The organism is Nocardia sp. NPDC049190, from assembly GCF_040648115.1.
In the GTDB taxonomy this organism is placed as follows: Bacteria; Actinomycetota; Actinomycetes; order Mycobacteriales; family Mycobacteriaceae; genus Nocardia.
This window is the reverse complement of the sequence record NZ_JBEZDE010000005.1, coordinates 266,966-290,048: the sequence shown is the minus strand read 5'-3', so window position 1 is coordinate 290,048 and position 23,083 is coordinate 266,966. Positions and strand designations below refer to the sequence as shown.

Below are 23,083 nucleotides of genomic sequence, written 5' to 3'. Positions count from 1 at the left end.
GCGGTGTCGAGTTTCACGCGCAACCCCGGTTTCGCGCCGGGACGGGTACCGCGCAAGCAACCGAAACCGGTAGCGGCGCGGTCGCTGTCGGAGCGGGTCGCGGATCTGGCGACAGACATGCGGGAGTTCAAACAGGCCCACCGCGACCGGGAGGCCGCACGCACCGCGCCCCAAGCCGAGCCGCTGATGGCACCGACAGCCCACGAGGTGCAGCGGGGGATGGAGGTGACGGGCCTGACGGTCGATCAGGATCCGTTGGCTGGGGCGGTGGTGCAAGACGGGGTGGATATGGCGGGGTTGCTGGCGCGGTTGGGGAAGTCGCCGACGCCGGTGCGCTACGAGAAGGAAGGGGCCGCCTATATAGCAGTGGCGGAAGGGAATCCGGTAGCGCCGCTGGTGGATGGTGCGCACCCGGACGTGTTCGGCGTCGAAGGTGTCGTGGTCGCCTACGACTCACCGCAGGCAGCGCGCGCGGCGTTGGGAGACGCGGGCGCAACGGCTGAGGTGTATTTGGTGCAGGGACAACGCGGAAGGTTCCGGCAAGGCAACACACTGCTGTATGTCGGTGGCGTCCTTCCCCACTTCTTCATGGGCCTATTCCGCAACGATGTAGACCTGGATGTCCCCGACTTCGAAGACATGCCAGCTAATCGGGTATTCGTACCCAACCCAGGATTCGACCCCAACCACACACCCCGCCCGGTGCGACCGAAGCTCGCCGGGCCGGCACCGGCGCAGGAGGTGCAGCGCGCGGCGCCACATACCGGAGATGCGGAGCGGCAGCGGCGGGCGGCGGTCGCGCGCCTGGCAAAACGGGCACAGTCGGGAACCGGGGAGGCCGGCTCGGGTCTGACCGCGGATCAGGTTCTTGCGGAGTCGCGGAAAGCGGCGCTGGCGCAGTTGAACGCGCAGGTGGCGTTGGGGAGGGCGATTTCCGGGTTGCCGGAGGGGGTGAATCCGAGGCCCGCGGCGACGCCGGAAGGGGCGACGGTAGCGGTCGACCGAGTGTTCGCCACGTGGGGCCGGGAGCAGTCGCCGGTGACATGGGTGCAAGACGGGGTCGAAGCCTTTTTCCCGGTGTCGGATTTGGCGAAGGTGTTGGCGGAGGGGATCACACCGGGCGATCAAGGCTATGTATCCGGGTTCACCTCGCTGGAGCAGGCGAAGGCGTTCGGCGCGGATTGCGTGGTCGTGGTGAAGGCGCCGACCTTCATTCGAGCGGGCTCTTCGGAGAATCCGACGATGGCATATCTCATCGGTGGGTTCGCGGAGAATTTCGTGCTGGGGTGGCATGAAATCTCCGGGGACATGTCGATATACGTGGAGAATTCCGCTTTCGATCCGAAGCGGAAGCCGCGGGAGCTCGCGGAGCCGAAACCGTCGCTGTCCGAGCAGGTCGCGGCATTGGCGGTGGATATGCGGGAGTTCCGCCAGGAGCGGAACAAGCAGCAGATGGCGGCTGCGCGCGCGGCGGCCGTGCGCCGGGCGGCTGCGCCGCAGGCGCCGCCGGCGCCTGCCGCGGAAGAAGTGCTGCGGGGGATGGAGGTGGCGGGCCTGACGGTTGAGCAGGACCCGTTGGCTGGGGCGGTGGTGAAGAAGGGGGTGGATATCGCAGGTCTGTTGGCGCGTTTCGGGGAGTCGCCGACACCCGCGCGGTATGTGGCCGAGGGAGTGGCGTATCTGGCTGTGCCGGAGGCGGATCCGGTGGCGCCATTGGTGGATGGTGCGCATCCGGATGCGATGCCGAATCTGTCAGGGATCGACAACGTAGTGGTGGCCTACTCCTCACCGGACGAGGCGCGGGCGGCGTTGGGGCCGGCGGGTGCGACGGCTCGGATGTATGTGGTGGACGGACCGCGGGGGAGGTTCGTGTGGGGGAATATGCACGTGTTCGCGGGTGGGATCGCTCCCCAGTTCTTCCTGGGGCGTTTCCAGAATGACCCGGCCGCGCCTGCCATCGCGGACATGCCGGCCGTTCAGGTGTTCGTCGCGAATCCGGGATTCGATCCCGACCGAAAACCCCGGCCACATCCGGTATCGGAGCCCGAGCCCGAGGTGTCGACGGCAGCAACCGATACCGACACCGACACTGCCACCGAGGCGGATTCCCCTACCGGCCCGACTGGTGCGTGGGGGTGGGCTGTGCGCAGCACGCGCCCGACGGCACATGCCATTGTGCCGGTGGCGATCCCGGGTCGGGAGTCCACTGCCCTGACCACGCCGGACCCTGCGATGCTGACCGTCGCGTTCGAACAGCTGCCGGACCGGACCGGGACAGTTCCCGATACACCCCGAGACAGCCTCGGACACGGTGTGGAGATCATCGATCTCAGGACGGCGCTCGCCGATCAGCCCGCTGCGGACGGGAATGCGACCGCGGTCGACGGCGCCACCGGACAACCGGCGGCAGCTACTGTGCCCGGTCGTGCCGCCCGTCGGGCTCGGCTGCGTGCCGAACGTGAGCGAGCGGTCCAGCAGGCGCGTGAAGTGGTGGCCGCCGCGCTGGCGCGCGAAGGAGAACGGCTCGCGGATCTGGTGCCCGGCGCGGGCCGGGTGCGTAATGTGCGGGCCGACACCTGGGCCAGGGCCCGGCAGCTTGTCGCACTGTGGCCGCGTTTGACCGAGCGGGAGCAGGCGGCATTCATTGCGGCGTATCCGGAAACGGTGTTGGGGACCGCGGGTCTGCCGAATGAGGCTCGGCTCCGCGCAGCCCACACAGTGCTGGACCTGATCCGGATCGAGTTCGGCGTCGAACAAGCGAAAGACAACCCGGACACCACGCTGGTCACAGGTCTGCAGACGCACATCGAGCGGGTGGAAAAGTTGGCCGCCGCGCTCGCCGAGGCGGACGAACCGCAATCGGACAGCACACCGGTCGGCGATGCCGCGGCCGCCGAGCCGGTGGATTCCGCGCCGGCTCGGGTCGACACACCGGGGTCGCGACAGGCTGCTGCCGCGAATCCTGTTGTGCCGGTTCTGCTTCCAGGGCGTGAGTCGACGGCGCTGACCACGCCTGATCCAGTGGCGTTGGCATGTGTGCAGCACCAGACTCCGACGCGGCCCGGTGCCGCGGAACCTGATGTGGCTGATGCTGATCGGCTTGCAGCGGTTGACGCGCCCGGTGCCGCGGAATCCGATGTGACTGATGCTGATCGGCCTGCGGCGGTTGGTGCGCCAAGTGCCGCGCTGCCTGGTCGTGCGGCTCGTCGGGCTCGGCTGCGGGCCGAACGCGCACAGGCGGTGCAGGATGCTCGCGCGACTGTGGCGGCGGCGTTGGCGCGCGAAGAGGTGCGTCTCGCGGACCTGGTGCCGGGTGCGGGGCGAGTGCGTGATGTGTGGTCGGACTTCCGGGCACGGACTCGCTTGCTCATGGAGGTGTGGGACCAGGGCTTCACCCCGCGGGAGCGGGCGGCCTTCACCACGGCGTACCCGGAGACGCTGCTGGGCGCGGTCGATATGCCTGGCGATATTCGGTTGCGCGCGGCTCATGCGGCACTGGATCCGAAGCGGATCGAACTCGGTGACGTGCGGGAGACGGACCCGGATGGCGCGCTGGCCGCGACCCTGCAGGCCGAGATCGAGATCCTGCAGAACGCGGTAGCCGCGTTGGACGGTGGGGCTGGCCCGCGGTCGGACCGCGCGGTGGGCGATGATGCGTCGACCGCCGAGAAGGCCGAGACGGTCAAAGATCCGCTGTCGGGCAAACCACCCGCCGCCGATGCGGGCTCGCAGCGTCCGACGGCGCCCGCGGTCGCGCCGGTGGCGATTCCGGGTCGTGAGTCGACGGCGCTGTCGACACCGGATCCGGCGGCGTTGGCCAGCCTGCCGCAGCCGCCGGCCGAGACCGGTGCGGCCGAACCCGGTGCGACTGGCGCCGATCGGCCCGCGCCGGTCGGTGCGCCCGGTGGTGCGTTGCCCGGTCGAGCGGCTCGCCGGACCCGGATGCGGGCCGAGCGTGCGCGTGCGGTGCGGCGTTCGCGCACGGTGGTGGCGAAGGCGTTGGAGCGCGAAGGGTTGCGACTCGCGGACCTGGTGCCGGGTGCGGGCCGGGTACGGGATGTCGAGGCGGACCGGCGGGCCCGGGCTCGGGAACTCGGGGTGCTGTGGCCGCGAATGACCGAGGACGAGCGGGCCGCGTTCATTGCGGCATATCCGGACACGGTGCTGGCGGCGGCGGGCTTGCCCGCGGTGGTTCGTACGCTCGCGTGCCGTACCGCGTTGGATTACAGGCGGGTCGAGCTCGGCGATGAGCGGGAGAAAGACCGGGAGAACCAGCCGGATGAGCCCGGCGCCGATCCCGCCGTCATCGCGGCTCTGCAGGCCGAGATCCGGATAATCGAGAACTTTGCGGCCGAGCTGGCCGAGACCGTCGAGTTCCTCGCCGAGCGGGAAGCGCAGGATGGCGCGGTCTCGAAGGAAGGCGCCGCCGACGGCGATGCGGTCGAGCCGCTGTTGGTCGGACGGTGCGCGACCTACGCCGAGTGGGTGTTCGCACGGGCGAACTGGGATGCCACCGGCCGGGTCGGTCCGGAACCGGTGAAGCCGCCGCGCGGCAACCCGCTGGCCGGCGATACCGCGGTAAATCTCGCGAAGAAGGTGGGCGGTAACTTCAACCGCCGCCATCACGGTCAGCTGACGGCGGCGCAGCTGATCGAGCAGGTGCGCAACACTCCCGGAATGCGAGCGGCGTTCGTCATCGAATACCGCGACGGTTTCGGACACACCGCTTACATCAGCCACGACCCGATACACGAGGTCGTGATCCAGCACAGCTACAGCGGCGGCGGATATCCCCACGAGGGCATGAGCCCGTTCGACGCGTACCTGCTGCGGCAGTGCTACAACGGTGACGGCGAGTACACCCACAAGGGCACGGACGCGGTCGATCTATTCCTCCGGCTTTTCGCGGGGGAATCGCACCAGGTCACCTTTATCAAATCCCAGAACGGTGTCCTCGAGCATCCGCTCGCGCCGGGCGAGGAACCCAGCGCGCTGCACGGCGTGCACATGCCCGCCGAGAGCACCCTGCTGTTCGGCGCGCCGTGGGAGGAACGGCATGTCATCGAGGTGCCCTCGCGATGGGAATCGAGATCGCGGTGGGGGCCGGATGCGGCTGTCCTGATTACCAACAACGGCAATCCCGCTGCGCACGGCCACGGCAATGAGGACGCGATGGCGTTCGCGGTCGGCCAAATCGCCGGGAACCAACCGGCGACCGTGTTGGTGACCGGCGATGGGGTCACCGCGCGGAAGGATGGCGCAAAGGGATCTCAGCTTGTCGTGCAGACGATTCGCGACACTCTGGTGGACCTGTTGCAGGCGGGGGTCGCGCCCCAGGAGGCGATGCGGCTGGCGTTCGAGCAGGGCTTGGTCGAGGTGACGCGTCTGACCTTCGACGAGTACTTGAACCTGCCGCCGCACCTGCGTCCGACCCTCGACACGTACTTGAACCTGCCGCCGGGTGAGCGTGCTCGCGAGAGCATGGTCGAGATCAGGCACCTGATCCGCGACATGTACTCGAACATGCCGCGCAGAGAGCGCGCACCGGGGGTTTCCGCGGCGGCGGCGATCATGCTGCCGGGGCTGGTCATTGTCGGGAGATTCGGTGACATCGAAGTGCTTTCGGTGAATCCGGATGATCCGATGGCAGGCGCCAAGGTGCTGGATCCGTGGGATCCCTCCGATACCGGGCTGCACTATTTCGCCGCGGAGAAAGACCTTCCCGCGGATGTGACGCGCTACATCAAGACGTTCCCCATCGAGGGCAACCGGGTCATCGGGGTGTTGACCGACGGTATGCCGTTGTATGCGTTCGCTGATGCGGTTGCCGCTCACCCGAATGATCTGCAGGCGGTCGCGCTCACGATGGCCGACCAAGCTCTGGCGAACGGTGGGCGCGACAACGCCACCGGCGGGGTCGCGGCATTTCCGCCACCGGTGGCGCGACCCGGCGAATGGGTGCTGTCGAAGCATCCGCTGCCGCTGGAATCCCCCGACCGGCAACGATTCTCGCCGGGACCAGGGGACCAAGGCTATGTGTCGCACGCGTTGTTCGGGAAGGCGTTGCCCGGCAATGCGCCGCACAAGCTGCTGAACCTGGGGTCGGTCGCCGCCGTCACCCATATCGGTGATCCCGGGTTACATGGGCACGGCAATCAGGACTGGGCCGAGATCGCCGTCGACGAGCACAACGGCGAACCGATCGAGATCGCGATTATCTGCGACGGGGTGTCCACCTCGGAGCAGGGTCACAAGATTGCCAAGCAGTCGGCGAAAAAGGCACTCGCCCAGGTGAAAGCCGGTATCCACGCCGCTCAGGGGCAGCGGCTGAACGCACTGCAGGTCGCCGAGGGCGCGGTCGACGCGGTGCAGGCCGATGCGGATGCGACGCCGGCGAGCGGCAATCCGCCTGCTACCACGATAGTGATCGCCATTGTGCAGCGCGGCAAGGTCAGTTTCGCTTGGGCCGGGGACAGTCGTGGCTTCGTCGGGACGAAGCAGGTGACCAAGGATCATTCGAACCTCAACAAGTACGTCGACACCAGGGGAATGTCGGCGGCCGAGGCGCTGGAGGGCTTCGGCAGGAACGCATTCCAGCCCGCGCACGTCATCGGTAAAGGTCTGGGGCCGCAGGGGAAGGCGGTCTACAGCACGGAAGTCGAGCTGGACCCGAACCGCAAGGTCATCGTGTCGATCGGCACCGACGGCTTCACCGACAGCCGAGACCCCGACGAGGTCGAGGAGATCTACGAGCAGAATCCGGAACAGCCGGAGCGGATCGTCATCAGCCTGGCCGGTTTGGCGCGGGCGAAGGACGGCGGCGACAACCTCTCGGTCGCGGCCTTGGTGCATCCGCCGCGCTTCGCTACCGCGGACGAGAGTGTGCTGCTGCCGGTGCAGGCCAATGCGGTCACCGCGCCGGTGCACCCACCGGTCGGGCCGCCGATCGATCCTCGGCTGAGGCCGGAGACATATGAGCAGCTCCGGGAACGCAACCGGCTGGAGGCGCGAGTTCGCGACGCTCGCAGGCAGCTCAAGGTCATGGCCCGCTATGGCGGTATCAATGTGGACGACCTGGGGCCGATTCGAGGCTGGGCGGCGGATTTCCGGGCCTGGGCGCGCGACGCGGAACCCGATGCGGCACGTCATCTGAGGGCGATGGCCGATGTCGTGGACAAGTACCACGAGCATCACGATCAGCTCGACAACATTGATGCCAAGCTGAATGTGGGCACCACGGACGCCGCGATGCTGTGGACGCGGCCGCGTGAGATGTGGTCGGACGAACCCAACCAGTGCATGACATTTGTGCAGGCCGATATCGCGGCGGTCGGCGGCCGGACAGATATGCGGATCGAGCCCGCCCATCCGGTGCGCGGCATCGCCTTCAACGAGGGTGCGGCGGGGCTGCTCACACCCGAACAGCGTGACAACCCCGTCCAAGGCCAGTGGTGGGCGAATTTCGCCGCCGCGGACGCAGGTCTCCGGGTCCGCGGCAAGTCCCTGGATCGGGCGGACCCGAATTCCTGGAACGCGGGCGGCAACGGGATCAAGATGCTGGTGGCCTTCCCCACACAGGCAGTGACAAACGAGTCGCAATCGCCTGGCTATCATGCGGTCTGGCTGATCCGGCACATGGTCCAGGGCGTCGAGCGCATCGAATACCGCGACCCGATCACGGGCCGCTTCATCCGGGACTGGAAGCCGCCGGTGGGCGGCCCGCCGGTGATGGTGCTGCATATGGACCGGCGCGGTGTCCCGGTCCGGTACGACAACCCGAACCCGATCGACCCGGCGACCATCCCGCAGGGGGAGATCTACGTCGGCGCCGCCCCCGGCGAGGGACTCGGACTGGAAATCAGCGGGCTGTACCGCGATACGCTGCTGCAGCGGGCGGAGTTGCTCACCGTCCTCACCACGGCGGGACGGCAGTTCCTGCGAGACCCGGCGAATATCGGTCCGGAAGAGATCGCGCAGCTGACTATTTTGCGCCGCCAAGTGGCCGACCATATCGCTGCCGGGAATACCGAACCGCCGATCTGGCTCGCCTGGCAGCGAGTGCGGAACCTGGTGGCCGGTGGAGAACACGGCCGTTCGGCCGAGCAGTTCCTGAATGACCTCGACGATGTGCTCGGGCATGCGCGGACGTTCCTCCGTGTCGATGCGCTCACCCGGGCCATCGGCACGCTGGAACTCGATCGTGCGGAGGCGTTCGCGCGCGGGTACAACCCGGCGGATCCGGACTGGGAGCAATGGCGGGAGCGTTACGACCGGCTGCACCTCCAGGTCGTCCTGCTCAGCTCGATCATCTTCGCGGCACGTGAGCGGGAAGCCGCCGGGGGGCGGAGGATCGACGCTGCTGAGGACGGCATCCTCGCGTTGCTGGCGGCGATTGCCGAACCGCGCGACGCCGCGCTCCTGACCTGGGCTGAGGTGTTCGGCGGGAACCTGCCCGACATCCGAGGCAGTCAGGTCAATCACCAGTGGCGGTTGCTGTCGCCGATCCAGCAGGCGCTACTGATCGAGCAGTTGCCTGGTTGGGTGGCGGCGACTCCCGGCATCGCGTGGTCGGATCGGAGCCGGGCCGATGCCCGGACGGTCGATGCCGAACGCACCCGGTTGGCAGGCCAGGGCGGCAGTGACATCGACCCACGCTGGCCTGTGCTCGTGCCGGACCGCACCTGGGAGTTGGTCAGGCTGCGAAGGCGGGCCGCGGCGGACGGCAGGCCGCTGGCGGTGCTGACCGATGTGCCGCGTGGTCCGGATGGCCGGGTGATGGCCATCGTCGGTGCGCCTGATGCGCACACCGTCCGAGTGGAGACCGTTGGGCGCGGGGTCGAGGCATCCGTGTCGACTGTGCTCGGCGCCGCCATGGACTGGCTGGACCTGCAGGATCCGGGTCATGCGGTAGTGGTGTGGTTCGCGCCGGAGGGACCGCTCGAGGCTGCGGGACTGCTACTCGCCGCCGATATCGTCCACGGCCTGGTCGGCGCCTGGGATCGCTGGAACGCCCCGGGCCGCTGGGACATTGCTCCCTCCATCGAATTCGTCACGCATGGCAGCGCTTCGGCGATCATCGCGACCGCGGAACGCGTTCTAGCCGACTCGAGTCGGCCGGAGGTCAGGTCCCTGGGGACGCTCAACATCCGCGTGACGGGTGGGGATGCGTCGCCGACGGCGGAGTATCAGCGGCCCGTCACGGCGGGGCTGGCGGATCTGGGTGCTGATGCCGAGGAGCGGGTGCGGGCATTCGATGTCGCCCGCGCCGATGCGCGCCGCGACGGTATCACCGCGCTGGAATACGCTCTCGCCGAAGCCGAAACCCTTGCCACGGAAACATGGCACGAGTTCCAAGCCCATCGGGCGCACCTTCCTACCGACGCGGTGACGATGGCGAATGTGGCCAGTCGGCTGGCACAGGCGCGGAACGCGGTCGATGCACTCGACCCGACCCTCGATCCACACAGGCCAGGGGCCGCTGGGGCGCACACCGGCGAGGCGAATCAGCGACTTCGCCGACTGCACGAGCTGAACGCCATCGCGGGCAGGCACCACGCGGCCGCCGTTGACGCCACCCGGCTGCGGAGGCTGGCCGATCGGCTCACCGCCTTGGTCGAGCAACGGCGGAATCTGGAAGCGGAACGGACCCGGTTGGAGGCGCTTTTCGACTCGGTCGCCGCCCGAGATGAATTCGCCGACCTGGCCCTGCGGGGTACCTGGGCGCAGAAGACGGCTGCGCTGGGTGGGGAGTCGCGGCTGTCGCAGGGGCTTCCGGAAGGTGAGGCAGCCGACCGGATCGCCGCGATCGACGAAATGCGCGGGGCCATTCGCCAGATCCGGCACATCACGGTGCGGCTGGCCGGCGTCGACGGCAGGGTCGATGCCGCCCTACGGGAGGTGACCGACGGCCCGCCACGCACCGAGGAATTGCCGCGGCCGACACGGGTCCTGGCGAATCCGACGGCAGAATCGGTCGGCGGATTCCTGCGCGAGATGTCGCAGCGGGCCACAGGCGTCGCACCGACTCAGGGTGAAAGCGATGTCCGGCACGATCTGCCGGATTCCGAGCGGCCGTCGGCGAATCAGTGCGCGCCCGCAGCCATGTTGGGCAATGCGATCCGCAACCGTCGCGACCAGGCGGGGATCGAAGCCGCCGACCCGAATGTCGGCACGTACCTCAGCACCGTCGAGGAGTGGGCGGCCGGTCCCGACCAGGATCCCGTGCTGTTCCAGCAGCTGACCGGCATCAGTGAGGCATTCAACGGGCTGTTGGCCTGGCGCGAGGAACTTCAACGCCGGAACCCGGAGGACGAGAACGCAGGCAACGGCCTGGCGGTGTTCCTCGTCGAGGACCTGGAGAACCAGATGGCGCATCTGGTCGAGCTGGTGTTGGTTGTCGAGGACGGTGTTCCCCGAGTCGACCGGATCGATGAAGGTCGCGGTACGGTCATCCGCGGCTTCGTGCCGCCCGCGCCGGTTATGGACGAGAACGGCGACCCCCAGCCGGAGAAACCGGTGCTCGGGCTGTTCAACCGACACGGCTTCGCGGTCGCGGACCCCGAAGGGCTCGTCCGACGCCCGGCCCGCGAGACGAACATCCGCCTCGGCCTGGTCGAGCCGAGCAAGCCGACCTATGACGACTTTTTGGTCACCACCCCAGAGGCCGCGGCGGATCGGGACACGACGCGGCGGGTGCGGATCATCCAGGTCGACGGCAGGCCATTGTTCGTCGGACCGGACGGCGAGCCGTACAGCACGACACGCGCGAGCGGTGACTGCTTCACGATGGACGCGACACCTGGGAACGGTTTCCGCACCGACGGGCAGGGGACACACACCGATCTGTGCATGACGTATGACGATGAGCAGTGGGGACCTGCGGCCTTCGGTATCTGGAAGATCGAGGCGGGGAGGTTGGTCGAGATCTCACCGTATGGTGGGGCGTTCCGGTGGGATCGATCAGACCCGAAGAATATCGCCAATCTCCGTGCCGAGCTGCGGCGCAATGGCATCGACCCCGAACCCGGGTTGTTCGTCAACGTGGAATACCAAGGGGCGTTGTTCGATGCCGATGCCCTGGGATGGCCGGTTCCGGCGTTGCTGGAGTGGCACGGTCGCGGTCTGGACAAGATATTCACCGGGTTCGGTGATGTGGGCGGCGACGACGATGTCGCGGACGCCGACGACTTCACGGTGGATATCGAGCAGGTGGAGTCGACACCGCACGGCATGCTCATCACGCTGCGGATCGAACCCGTTCGTGGCGAGCCCGGCCGGGCGGTTCTGGAACTGCGCACCATCGATGGTGAAACCACGGCATATTGGCGCGAGTTCGATCTGGGGCCGGAACCGGCGCGGACTGGACCGGCTTACCTGGACTTGACCGAGCGGACCGCCGAGTGGCTGGCTCGGTCGGGGGTGGTGATCGGCGAGTCGGACGACGCCGGGCCACAGCCTGTTCTGGTCGAGTGGGCGGCCACGCAGGAAACGGTGATGGCGTTTCCTGCCAATGCGATCGGCATCGAAAACACCCTTGCGAAGGTGCGCGAATGGCTGTCGCCGCGGATGACTGGCTGGTTCGTCTGGCAGCCGGAGGATGTCATCGCGGAGTTGGACGCGATGGTGCAGCGGCCGGGCAACAACGAGGTCATCTATACGCAACTGTCTCTAGGTGAGGGGCGGCTGCGGGTGACGATGTACGACACCGACCGCGAGCTGGTATCGGTACCAATGCCCGGCGCCGCCGATCGTGCGGCGTGGCGCAGTTCCGGCGTGCAGCGAGAGAACGGTAACTGGCGCAAGGCTGTCTGGTTCAGGCTGACCCAACCAGACCCGATGCCGCTGCTTACGGATGTGTTGCAGCGCAATGGCCTGCAAAGTCTGGAGTCGCTGCTGCAGCCGCTGCGCGGGAGCGGTGTTCTGGGACTGGCGCGGCAGCGTGGGCGGGTGGTGGCCCAGCTGTTCGACGAGGCGGCGCGGGAACCGTGGATGTGGCAGGCGCTTGTGGCCCGGCATCCGGAGCTGGCCGGGGTGATCGGCGCGCTGCCCGATGAGGAGCTGCACCGGAAGACCCACGACGCGCTGGAGAAGGAGAAGGCAGCGCTCGACCGGGTCGAGTTCCCCGACGATGGTGAGCGCCAGCGACTGTCCACGGTGCAAATCGCGGAAGAGTTGCACGGCATGCTCGAAACAGCGATGAACGGTGTGCTGGTGCGACGGTTGTCAGTGGCGCACCTGCCCGACATCGGTCCGCACGGCCGACCGGCGGACAAAGGCGGGCGGGTCCAGGCGCAGTTCCGGATCGGATCGCAAGCCGCGGAAGTCCTAGTTGTGCATGCGGCGGAGACCGTGTCGAGCCTGGACGAAGTGCCTGACCTTTTCCACCACATCGCGGGGGTGCATAAACGTCATCAACTGGCCGCGCAGGGTGCGGTATCGATGATCGTGATCGTCACCTTCGATCTGCGTAGTCCCACGGTCGGTTGGGCCGCGATTCTCGACGACCGGCACGGCACCGACGTCTCGATGCTCGCCGAACTGGTCTTGGCGCTGAACGCGGCCCGCCGATTCCGCTCAGGCGACGCACCGTATGTGATGCTGGACGCCGATGGCGATTGGGTCGATGTTGTTCGCGCGGTCCATGCGCTACCCGAGGTGACCGAAGAGGTCGATTTCGAGTTCGACAAGGCGTCTCCGTGGGACGTGTTCGCGGAAATCGGATTCAGCGACCCCGCGGAGGAGGACGCGGCAGCCGCGGAGCGACTGCAGCAGGCGTTGACGGAGCTCGGCCGGTTCCCCTCGGTTCGGCAGGTCGCCGCGGTGCTTGCCGAGTATGGCGACGAGGTCACCGATCTGGCTGTGGTCGACCCGGCCGCGATCGCCGGCTTACTCGGAGCCGACGACCATTCGCGGCACATCGCTACCATCATGCTGTTCGCCGAAGAACTTCGCACCGCCGAGGAACGCGTCCGCCAGGTAGAACAGGGTTACCATGACGTCGCGCCACCAGAGGCAAGTCAGCAGCTGACGCAGCTACGTCGGACCGCGCAGGCGTTGAAGCGGTTCCGCCGTTCGGTCGCCTTTCTGCCCAAACCACCGGCCGTCGACTATCTGCTCAAATCACCGGCTTCGGCGGTGCTGTCGCTGAAGGATCCGTTCGTCGCGATCGGCATCAGCGTCAATGCTGCACTGATCGATGTGAATCTGGTTGTCGGCGAGGCGAGTCCGGTGACGCTGGACGAGGGGCTGCAGCGCACCGTCGACCGGTATCAGGCCCTCACGGGTACCAGCCCGGGCCTGACGGTGGCGTCGCTGATGTACCGAGGTGCGGACCTGCACCGGATGGTCGAGGAACTGACCGCAGTTCTGGAGTTGCGCCTGCTCGCCGGTGAACAGAACAACTGGACGTTGCCCACGGTCCAGATCAAGGCGCACGGTGATCGCGCCAGCGATGGCGATCAACTGGGCAGCTGGCTGGTGACGTTGCTCGGCAACGCCGTCGTGACGCGCGCATTCGAAAAAGCCACCCTGGCAGCCGCATTCGCGCTGCCGCAGGAGAAGGTCGATCGGCTGATCACACGGACTTCCCCGGAGTGGGATAGCTGGAACCAGCGTTACCAGACGGCGTGTGACGAGGTACTGCCGGACATGGTGGTACCCAATGTGCTGCTTATCGGGCAGAAGTTGGCGGATCTGCGGGAGCGCGAAGCACTCACCGAGGCGGAGCGGGATTTCGTCGAAGCGCACGATTTGCTGAACCGGATCGAGGTTGTCCGACGGGCCCAGCGGCAGATCGACCGGATCATCGCACTGCATGATGCGCTGCGCGACACGTTGTCCCGGCGAGAACGAATGCTGGACACCGGCGAAATGTTCGAGGGGTTCGCGCAGCGTGCGCACCATCTCGACGAGATGGCTCGCATGGTGACCGAGATCGAACGCGAGGCGGGTTTCCGGCCACCGTGGGTGCGCGGGCGGATCGTGGAGAACCTGCGCGGTCTCACGCCAGGCGAGTGGTTCCAGCCGCGTGCGGTGGTGCGGCAGCTGCGCGCCGACGAGGACGAGGCGCGGGCTCTGCTGACGGCCTTGTACGACGACGTCGACCCGTCCGATCTGACCGACGGCCAGTGGGACGAGCTGGAGCTGGATCCGCTCACCGAATCGGTGGCCCGAGCGGTGCTGGAGATCCGGGCGCTGCGCGCCGAACTGGACCGGGTCGCCGCGGTCACCGACAAACTGTTGAAGCGGCGCAAGCGGCTGGACAACGCATTGGCGCGGGCCGCCCAGGCCGCCATGGACAAGCCGCCCGCGCCACGAGTCGAATTGGACCACAACCTGTCCGAACTTCGGATCGATGCCGTTGCTCTGCAGATGGCGCCCGGCGACTTCTTCCCCGATCGCGTCGTACTCGCCGAGCTGGACGTGTTCGCGGACGCACTGAAGGCAGCGCACGTAAACCGGTTGAACGCGCGGAAACAGTTCACCGACACCCGCAGGGGGCTCGGCATTGTCGCGCCGGGTGTGGACGCGCTCGCGAAGCTGCAGAGTGAGCACACCGCGGCGGTGGGCAGCGACCCGGACCGGGCCGCCGGGCTGGCCGAGTTGATCGCCATCGCACAACGCCATGATCAGTGGCAGCAGCAGTTCGACTCTCTGAACAAATACGCCACCGAGCTCGAGGAGGTGGCGACCGAACTGCGTGGCAAGATCGATTTCCTGCGAGACATCGCCCGATCCGATGTGGAGTACGCCGAGCTGTCCGGTGCCTTCCAGGCGCTCGAACGACAGTTCCGCGAGAGATTGGCCGCCGCCGCCCGGCGGGCCGCCGCGGGACCGGTCGCCACCCGACCGGACCCTGCGACCGGCCGGACCAACGGCATCGAGGTAGTGCCCGACCAGCTCGCCCGGCCACAGTCGCCGGCCCCGGAGGCGGAGGGAACGGCCACCTTCGTACGGCGAGACCCGAAGCCGCTGTGGGCCGACCAGTGCTGGCCCGCGATCGCGGCGGACATCGCCTACCGCGCGCAGCGCGACCGCTCCGGAATCCAGGCCGCCACCCCGGGAATGGGCGTGGACTTCGCGGACGCCGAGCAGTGGTTGGCCCGTCCCGGTCAGGAACCGGTGCGCGCGCATCAACTGCACGGCCTGCGGGACGGATTCGAGCGATTCACGGCGTGGGTGGCCGCCCACGAGGGCAGCGGCAACGGCCTGCAGATGGTCGTGGCGACCGCACCGACCCAGGGTCTCGGGCACGCGGTGCTCTGGGTGGCGGTCGTCGACGGCGACACCATCCGGGTCGATCAGCTGGATCCGAAGACCAACGAGATCACCCGGGACTTCCGGCCACCCGCGGGGGATCCGGACGGCCAGATCGCGGTGGCGGTGTTCGTCGGCGGCGACGGCTACGCGGTCGCCGATCCGGATGGCGTGGCAGCCCGGCCGCCGCGGGAACAGCAGATCTTCGTCGGCGCCGTCCCGGCAGGCGATGGCGCGGCCGAGCCCGCCGACGATGGCGCCCTGGTGCAGAAGGCATTGCGAAAAGCGGGTATCGACCCCGGACGCCTCACCCGAATGGTGCATCAGGCGGGTGCGGCGCCCGATATCGATGCGGCGCATGCGCAGGGAGGGGTCATCGCGCGGCTGTGGGACTTCTCCGATGACGCTGAGCGTGCCGCGTTGCTGGCCGATGCCGAACTGTCGATGATTCTCGGTGAAGCCGAAGGTATTCCGGGTTCGATCCGGCACAAGCTGAACGAGGACGCCTTACGCCGGGAACACCGCAAACTATCGGCAGCGGGCCCGCTCAATGAGGTCGACCAGGCGCGGTTGGCCGAACTCGAGGCCGTCGACAGGATCAACGAGATCGGCAAGAAGCGCGCCGAGCAGATGGGCGTTCCGTTCCATCTGCTGTCGTTCCCCCGTCGCAGGTCCGGGCTCGGCATCCCGGGTTGCACCGTGGTCGAATACGGCGACCAGGCGCTGTTCGCCCAGGATGCGGTCACGCTGGTGCCGGAACCCACCACTACCTGGGATGAGTTGGCCGCGTCCGTGCATGGCGGTGCGGACTTCGCCGCCGCCGAGAACCGGTCCAGCCGGGTCGCGCCCACCAGGGTGTGGCACCGGCACGGCGCCGCCGCCACCGTGCTCGATCGGGAGACGGCTGCGGGCGATGCTCTGGTGCAGGGAATTTCGGCTTTCCGCGGGGCCCGGGATTCGCGAGCGCGGCAGGATGACGAGCCGCCGAATATCGAACTCGTGTGCCGCGGCAACGCTCCCGTCCTTCAGGCATGGGAGGCCGCGGCGACGCTGTTGGACGGTCATGGCCTCGACACGGTGCATCTCGTCCCGGTCGTCGTGGCGCACCGACTGGCCGCGGCGGAAGTGCTGTTGCGGGGCAAGGACTGGGTCGCGGATCTGCCCGGAACACCGGAGCTGGAGACTCGGTCGCTGGTGCCGACCACGCAATTCCGGATCGGTGACCCGCGCACCGCCGACGAGGTCGTGGCGTTGATCTACCGCGGTGTCCAGCCCGAGACACAGCGCAGCGGCTTGCGCAGGGCTGTGGACGAGTTCGCGGCCAGGCACCGCCACGACCGGTCGGTCGCGGTGGTGGTGTGGCAGGGCGACAGCTCGCGCGAGCTGGCCGACTTCCTGGTCGAACTGGCGCGAGAGCGTCCGGACAGCACTGATCCGCAGCGTAAGATCCAGCTGATCATGCCGAAGCCGGAACCCACACTCGTCCGGCCTCTCGCCAAGGATGACGAACGGCTGGATCCGCATCGGGCCGCATTCCTGGGTCTGCCGCCGAAGTGGACGACGCCGGACGAGACGTTGCAGCGCGGCATGGCCTGGTTCGGTGAGCATGCCCCACAGGTGTGGCGGGGCAAGCCCAAGCAGCCCAGCAATACTCCGGTCGCTCGGCCCGCTGCCGTGGTCGATTTGAGCGAGCTGAACACCATGCGGCATCTGGCTCGGGCTCGGCGTCCGGAACTGATCACGGCGCTGAACGACCGTTTGGCCAACCGCGGGCTGACCGCCGAGGCACTGCAGCAGCCCGGCCTGCTGCGCGAGCACCTGGTCGGCGTTTTGGACGGGCTCGGATACCACCTGATCGAGCTGGCCGGCGATGTCATCGGTGCGGCGCGCAGCGAGTACGAAACGCTCCGGCACTTCGCTCAACGGGTGAGCAAGCAACCTGAGGCCACCGCGGAACTGCGTCGTCTCGCCGAGGATTTCGTCGATCTGCGTGACGCGATGGCGATGCTCGAGGACGTCGAGCGGGCTGACACCCGGCCTGGGAAGATCGACGAGCTGGAAATCCTGTTGCATTTCACGCGAGCGCTGAACGAACAGGGTCCGGTCGCGGATGGGGAATTCGAGGAACTCATCCAGCAGGTCGTCGAGCTGGGCAAGCTGGCTCGGACCCTCCGCGCCCTGGAGGAGCAGGGCGACGCAGGTTCTCAGTTGATCGCGGACAGACAGCATCAAGACAACGATGAGTTCGACGCGCAATTGGCGCAGGTACTCGACCAACTTCGGGAGCTTCGGGAACACGGGCAAGACAGCGTTCCGGTCATCGTCGGCGATGATCTGCTCGCGCTCGCGGACGCGGAGGCGGCCCGGCGCGCATTCTCCCGTCAGGCATTGGTAGCGCAGGACCGCGTTGAAGTCCAGCCCGACGGGTTGGACGCTGGACGGCTGGCGGTGCTTCGGGACCTTCGGCGAACGGCCGCTGAGGCATTGGCGTCGCTGGTGGGCGGGCATGCCGACCAGCTGACCCCGCACCACGTGGCGCGGATGCACGCGATGTTGACCGAACGTCCCTACGACCCGGACCACCTCGCGGCCGCGACGAAAGTGCTCGAGCTGGACCAGGTGCTCCACACCGCGGCCGCCTATGTCGCCGCGAACGAGCGGATCGCAGGCATCGAGCGGTTGCGGGCGGAACTGTCCCGTGCGCATGCGCATCTGCAGGTGGCGATGCGGTCCCTGGCCACCCCGAATATCGATCAGAATCAATGGGAACTGCTCACCACATTCGGATATGAGGTGCCGGACGGCCTACCGAACTCCGAGAAGCTGGCAGCTCTTCTGAGCCGTGCGCGGGGGCGCCGGAACCAGGACGCCGAAGCGGCGGAGATGGCGATCGTCGTGGACATCCTGTCCGACCTGCTCGAGCTGGCCGACCAGCAGAAGCTGTGGGAGCGGCGGCTTCAGTGGCTGGAGGAACTCGCCTTCCGGTTCACCATGATGGCGGGCGAGCACTTCAGGTTGCGACGCGAACGCGATGCGCTGAATCAGCAGATAGTCGGCCGCGGTGGATTCGAGTTCGGTTGGTTGGGACCGGATTCCGAGCGTGCTGACCAATTGCGCCGATTCCTGCGCAACGAGCGGCGCTACCTGGCGCACGACATCGGCCGCGATGTGCTGGTCGGAGCCGGTCTTGTGGCAACGGAATTGACTGGCGAACAGTTGAAGCAACTGGGGGAGGAGCAGCGATTCGACGACGGGCTCACCGAACGGATCAACCGGTTCGGTGATGTGGAGCGGCTGATCGCCGATGTCCATGAATTCGACCGGCTCACTGGTGAACTTGCCCGCATCGACGCGGCGTTGACCCGGGGGCTGGGTGAGTGTGTCGACCAGTTGATCGAGAAGAACTCGCTCCAAGATCTGGTCGAATACGAGAAGCCGCCCGAGGAAGCCTTGCGGCATCTGCGCAACGGCATTGCCGACTGCCTGATCAAATCAGGTAAGGAGGTGTACACGAAGCAAGGCGGCGCCGACGCGGTGCCGGAAGAACTGCGCCACGCCCAGGTGGAGACGCAAGGGGTGCTCGCCCCTGGGGCTCCGCTGGTGCTGCGCGCGGACTACCGCAGATCCGGATATCGGGACATCTATCAGGCCGCCGAGCATGTGGTGAGCACCGGTGACGGTGTCGTGCTGCTGCTGGCGCAGCGCGGTCTCGTCGAGGCCGCCGAGCCAGGCCAGCATGCGGTCGGCTTGGTGTGGAAGGGAGCCTGGACCGAATCCGAAGACGGCACGTTGATCCCGGATTCGTCGAATGGCGAGGTGTGGGTCTTCGACGACGATAAATGGACCTCGTTCCTGAAATGGGCCGCCAAGCAGCACGGTATCCGCACTGTCGCCGGGTTCGAGATCATGAAGGGCGGCGAGGCGCGCCGACCGCTGGTCGACGGGAAGTCCCAGGCGGTCGCCGGGTTGGACTACGACAATGTCGCCATCGCGGGTCGGGTTGTCGCGCAGCCGGAGTACGTCGCACCTCGACCTGCGCTGCCCGAACTGCTGCCCGAGGACGATGGTCAGCAGCGGCACGACCAGGCGCAGCAACTGTGGCTGGAGTTGCTTCAGCGGGTGGATGCCGCGGTCGTCGGGCTGGAACCGGACGAGGCGCAGCGGCAGCGCCCCGCGCTGCTCGACCGGGAATGGCACGGCCTGACCAGCCAGGATCAGCTTTTGCTGCTGGATTACCTGTCCGGCCACACCGGGTACGAGACGGTGGCCGTCGCGGCGGATCTGTCGGATTCGATGGCGGACGCGCTGACTCGGACGCAGATCGCGAAGACTCTGCGGCGCGGTGAGGGTGCGTTCACCGACGAGGAACGGTGGCAGTACCGGGAAATCACCGACTGGGAGCATCGGCTGCAGATGGCCGAGCGCTGGGCTACACACCTGGGTAACCCGACGCTGACATTGCGGGGACACCGGCTGTTCGGCCACGAAGACCGCACCATGTTCATCGCGGGCGATAGGCGTCGGGTCAAGCGGCAGCGGGCGAAGCTGATCGTGCATGTCGACCAGAACCGTCGGTTCGACGTGGTCTTCGACCGCAGTACCGCACATTCCGTCGACACGGTGCTGACCGATCTGACCCAGGCCACACCCGATCGGCCGATCGTCTCGGCGTGGTGGTCCGGGGCGGACAGCGCCACCCTCCTCTGGGATATCGAGCGGCTGATCGCGGAACTCGATGCGGCGGAACTGGATCTCGTCCTGGTCGTGCACGAGGGTGGCGCGCAGATGGTGCAGGACGCGCGCCCTCTGCTGGAGCAGTTGCCGCCGCACACACTGGAAGTCGCGGCCACCGAAGAGGTCGACGACCGGGCGCCCGCGCAGGCCGGTGACGATGCGACGATCGTGCAGACCGCATTGGGCTGGGAGGGCTTGTCGAGCGTCCGGGACCTGGTCCTGCACGACGACATGACGGTGGAACAGGCACGGCAGTTGGGGGCGCGCAACGCCGCGATCTGGCGTCGATTGCCGGGCTATGTGTGTTCGGCGTTCCGGCGGCACTGCCCGAGGGAGATGCTGCATTTCGTCGGCTGGCCGGAGTGGGTGCGGGACGGGGCGGGACGCGCCGCACTGAACCGTCCGAACACCGAATTCCTCCTGGCCGAACGTCAAATTCGCATCCTGGAAACCGCGCTGCGGTCCACCGCGCCCGGGACTTCAGCGCTCCTGTTGGGTGTTCGGAAGCTGTCGGATGATCGAGTGGAGATCCGATTCGCGATCAAAGGCACGGCCACTGCGAAGAAGCGGAAGCTGCTGGAAACGCAGACCGTGCGCAAAGAGGCCCTTCTGGGCGCGCTCACGACGAAGATCGTCACGGAGTATGTGGAAGAGCGGAACCGCGAAACGACGGTGTTCGCTGTCGTCCGACTGGGTCCCGCGGGCATCGAAGTCGATACGGCCGAGGCCGACGGCAACGCCTTGGCCCGCGAGATCGCGGCGGCCGTCGCCGGTGAGCGAACACTGCATCCGGATACGCAACGCCTGGAAAACAACCTGGTCGGCATGGGCGCCGGCGCGGCGGCGCTGCACCATCTCATCGCGGCAGGCGAAGTGGCCGCCGAGATCGATTCGGCCGCCGACAATGACGACTACTTCTGGTTCCCCAACCACGCCAGGGAGATCCAGCGGCGGCGCACCGCCGCGGCCAGCACTCGGCAGCCACGCCAGACACGGACCCTCGACGATGCCCGGATCGAGAGGTTCGACAGGTACCTGAAGTCCCTGATCACCCGCGGCCCGGACCATTGGGCGAACCTGGACGTCCTGCGGGAACTGCGTGTCGCTGTCCTGCGCCGCGAGCTGCTGGCGGCCCGGATCGCGGAGCTTGCCGGGGAGTTGGACATGGTGGACACGGTGGTCGATATCGACGGGGTGAATCGGCCGCTGATCGAGAAGCTGAACGAGCTGCTGCTGCGCCGTGCGGAGCGTGGTGAGCAGGTGCGGGAAAAGATCCTTCGGCTGCACCTTCTGGTCCCGAACTTCGAGATCGCCGACGCCGAAACCCGCTTCTTCCGCCGCATGGTCGACGACCGGGAGACCGCCGTGCCCGACGCGTGGCGGGTACAGGATGCGCTGCTCACCGAGCTGCGCGACGTCCACGCCAGGCAGGTGCGGCAACGGCGGCAGGTGATGGAGTTGCGGCGCACCCATGACAACCAGCTCCACCAGCTCCCGCGCGAGGCGCGCGGCCTCAACCCGGCGCTGCGGCCGTTGGCGGTGCGGCGCACCACGCTGCACCGCCAACTGGCCGAAGACTTCGGCGTGCTCCCCTCCGAGTTGAGCCCGAGGTTCCTGCGGAGGCAGATCGCACAATTGAGGTGGACCGACCCGCGCGTCCAGCGTGCCAAGCAGTATCTCGCAGTGCGCGAGCTGACCCATGCCGTCGATGCTCGTGACCGCTCGGACAAGCGTCTGTACTGGTTGCTGAGCCGCGGTGAGCGGCTGATAGAGCTGATCGACGTCCGCGCGGCGGCGGCATCGGAGCAGCGGGAACGGCTCGACGAGCAGCTCGCGCTGATCACAGCCGAACTCGCCGACGGCCTCGAAACTCCGCGCAACGGCGACACGGCGAAGGTCCCCTTGTCGCCGCCGCATGCCGGTCCGTTGAACTGTGCCGTGCACGCGACGAGACGGTTCCGGACCTACCGTGCGGACCGAGGACAGGAGCTGCCACCCAACACCGCGTTGGCTGACACCAAGGCAGTCAAAGCATCCGGGGTCCCCGAGGTTCGGGTCGCCCGGGCCGGCGACGCGGACCGACAGCGGTTCCGATCCCTGCGTGATCTGCTCGAACATCTCGCGCCCCCGCTCCGACCAAGGGGAGGCCGTCCTTCGACGAGTTCGCCCGAGGTGCGCGAGGGCATCGAGGACGTGCCCGCCGCGCAAGAGGAGGCCACCCGCGGCGCGATGATGGGCCTGCTGCTCTACCGCGGCGTCCAAGGCATCGGTCACGTGTTCTACGCCGAGGTCGACGAACAGGATCGACCGGTCATCTGGGATGTCGACGAAAACGGGGAGGAACTGCCACCCATCGTCGGCTGGGCAGCGGCCCAGGAATGGCTGATGCGCCACAACCGCCGCGGCCTGCGCGGCATCTTCGGCTATGGCGCGTATCCCGACGGGAGCGTCGAAGTCCCGTTCCTGACCGGCAAAGACCGTATGGTCCCCGCCGACGAAATCCCGGAACGCGTCGGCTTTGTCCCCGGCGATACCGAACGCGCCCGGCCGACCGTGGTCGTCGACGGATTGCTCAGCGATCCAGGGGGGCAGGCGCAGGTCAGTGAGGTGCCTGATCCGACAACTCCGCTGGCGGCAGTGCGTCGCGGTGCGAACCGCGACGCACTGGAGCTGGCGGCCGCGGTGTGGAAAACCGACCGAGCCGTAATCGAGCCGCATCTCGACGGAATCGATCCCGTCGAGATCGAATGCTTCGACTTGTATGTGGCGGGTCGCACGGCCCCGCAGATCGCCAAGCTGAAAAACAAGCACCGCGCCATGGTCGACAAGATCCTGAACCGGGTCGCCACGGCGGTGTTCGAGAAACTCCCATCGGAACTTCGGGACGATTACGCTGGCCGGGGTCTGCTGCGCCCGATCACGATCGAGGAAATCGCGCGGAGGGCCGGCTGCAGTACCGAAGCCGCCTACCGGGTGTGGCGCAATGCCGACACCGTGGTAAGCGATGAGACCGCACAGCGCATTCGGCAGATCATCGCCGAAACCGGTTACGTCGGAAAGGCGGAACCCGACCCGCCGCGGGACGCGCTGGCCG

General features: G+C 67.5%; 1 protein-coding gene (only partly in view). It reads left to right on the top strand.

Translation table 11 applies throughout. The features are described 5' to 3' along the window. Positions 1-117 precede the first annotated feature (117 nt). Positions 118-23,083, top strand: partial view of an alpha/beta fold hydrolase gene (locus AB0B25_RS07320; RefSeq protein ID WP_357176029.1) — the 5' end (the start) only. It continues 128,207 nt past the right edge of the window; 22,966 of the gene's 151,173 nt are visible here — the first part of the coding sequence; the start codon lies at positions 118-120; its stop codon lies beyond the right edge, outside the window.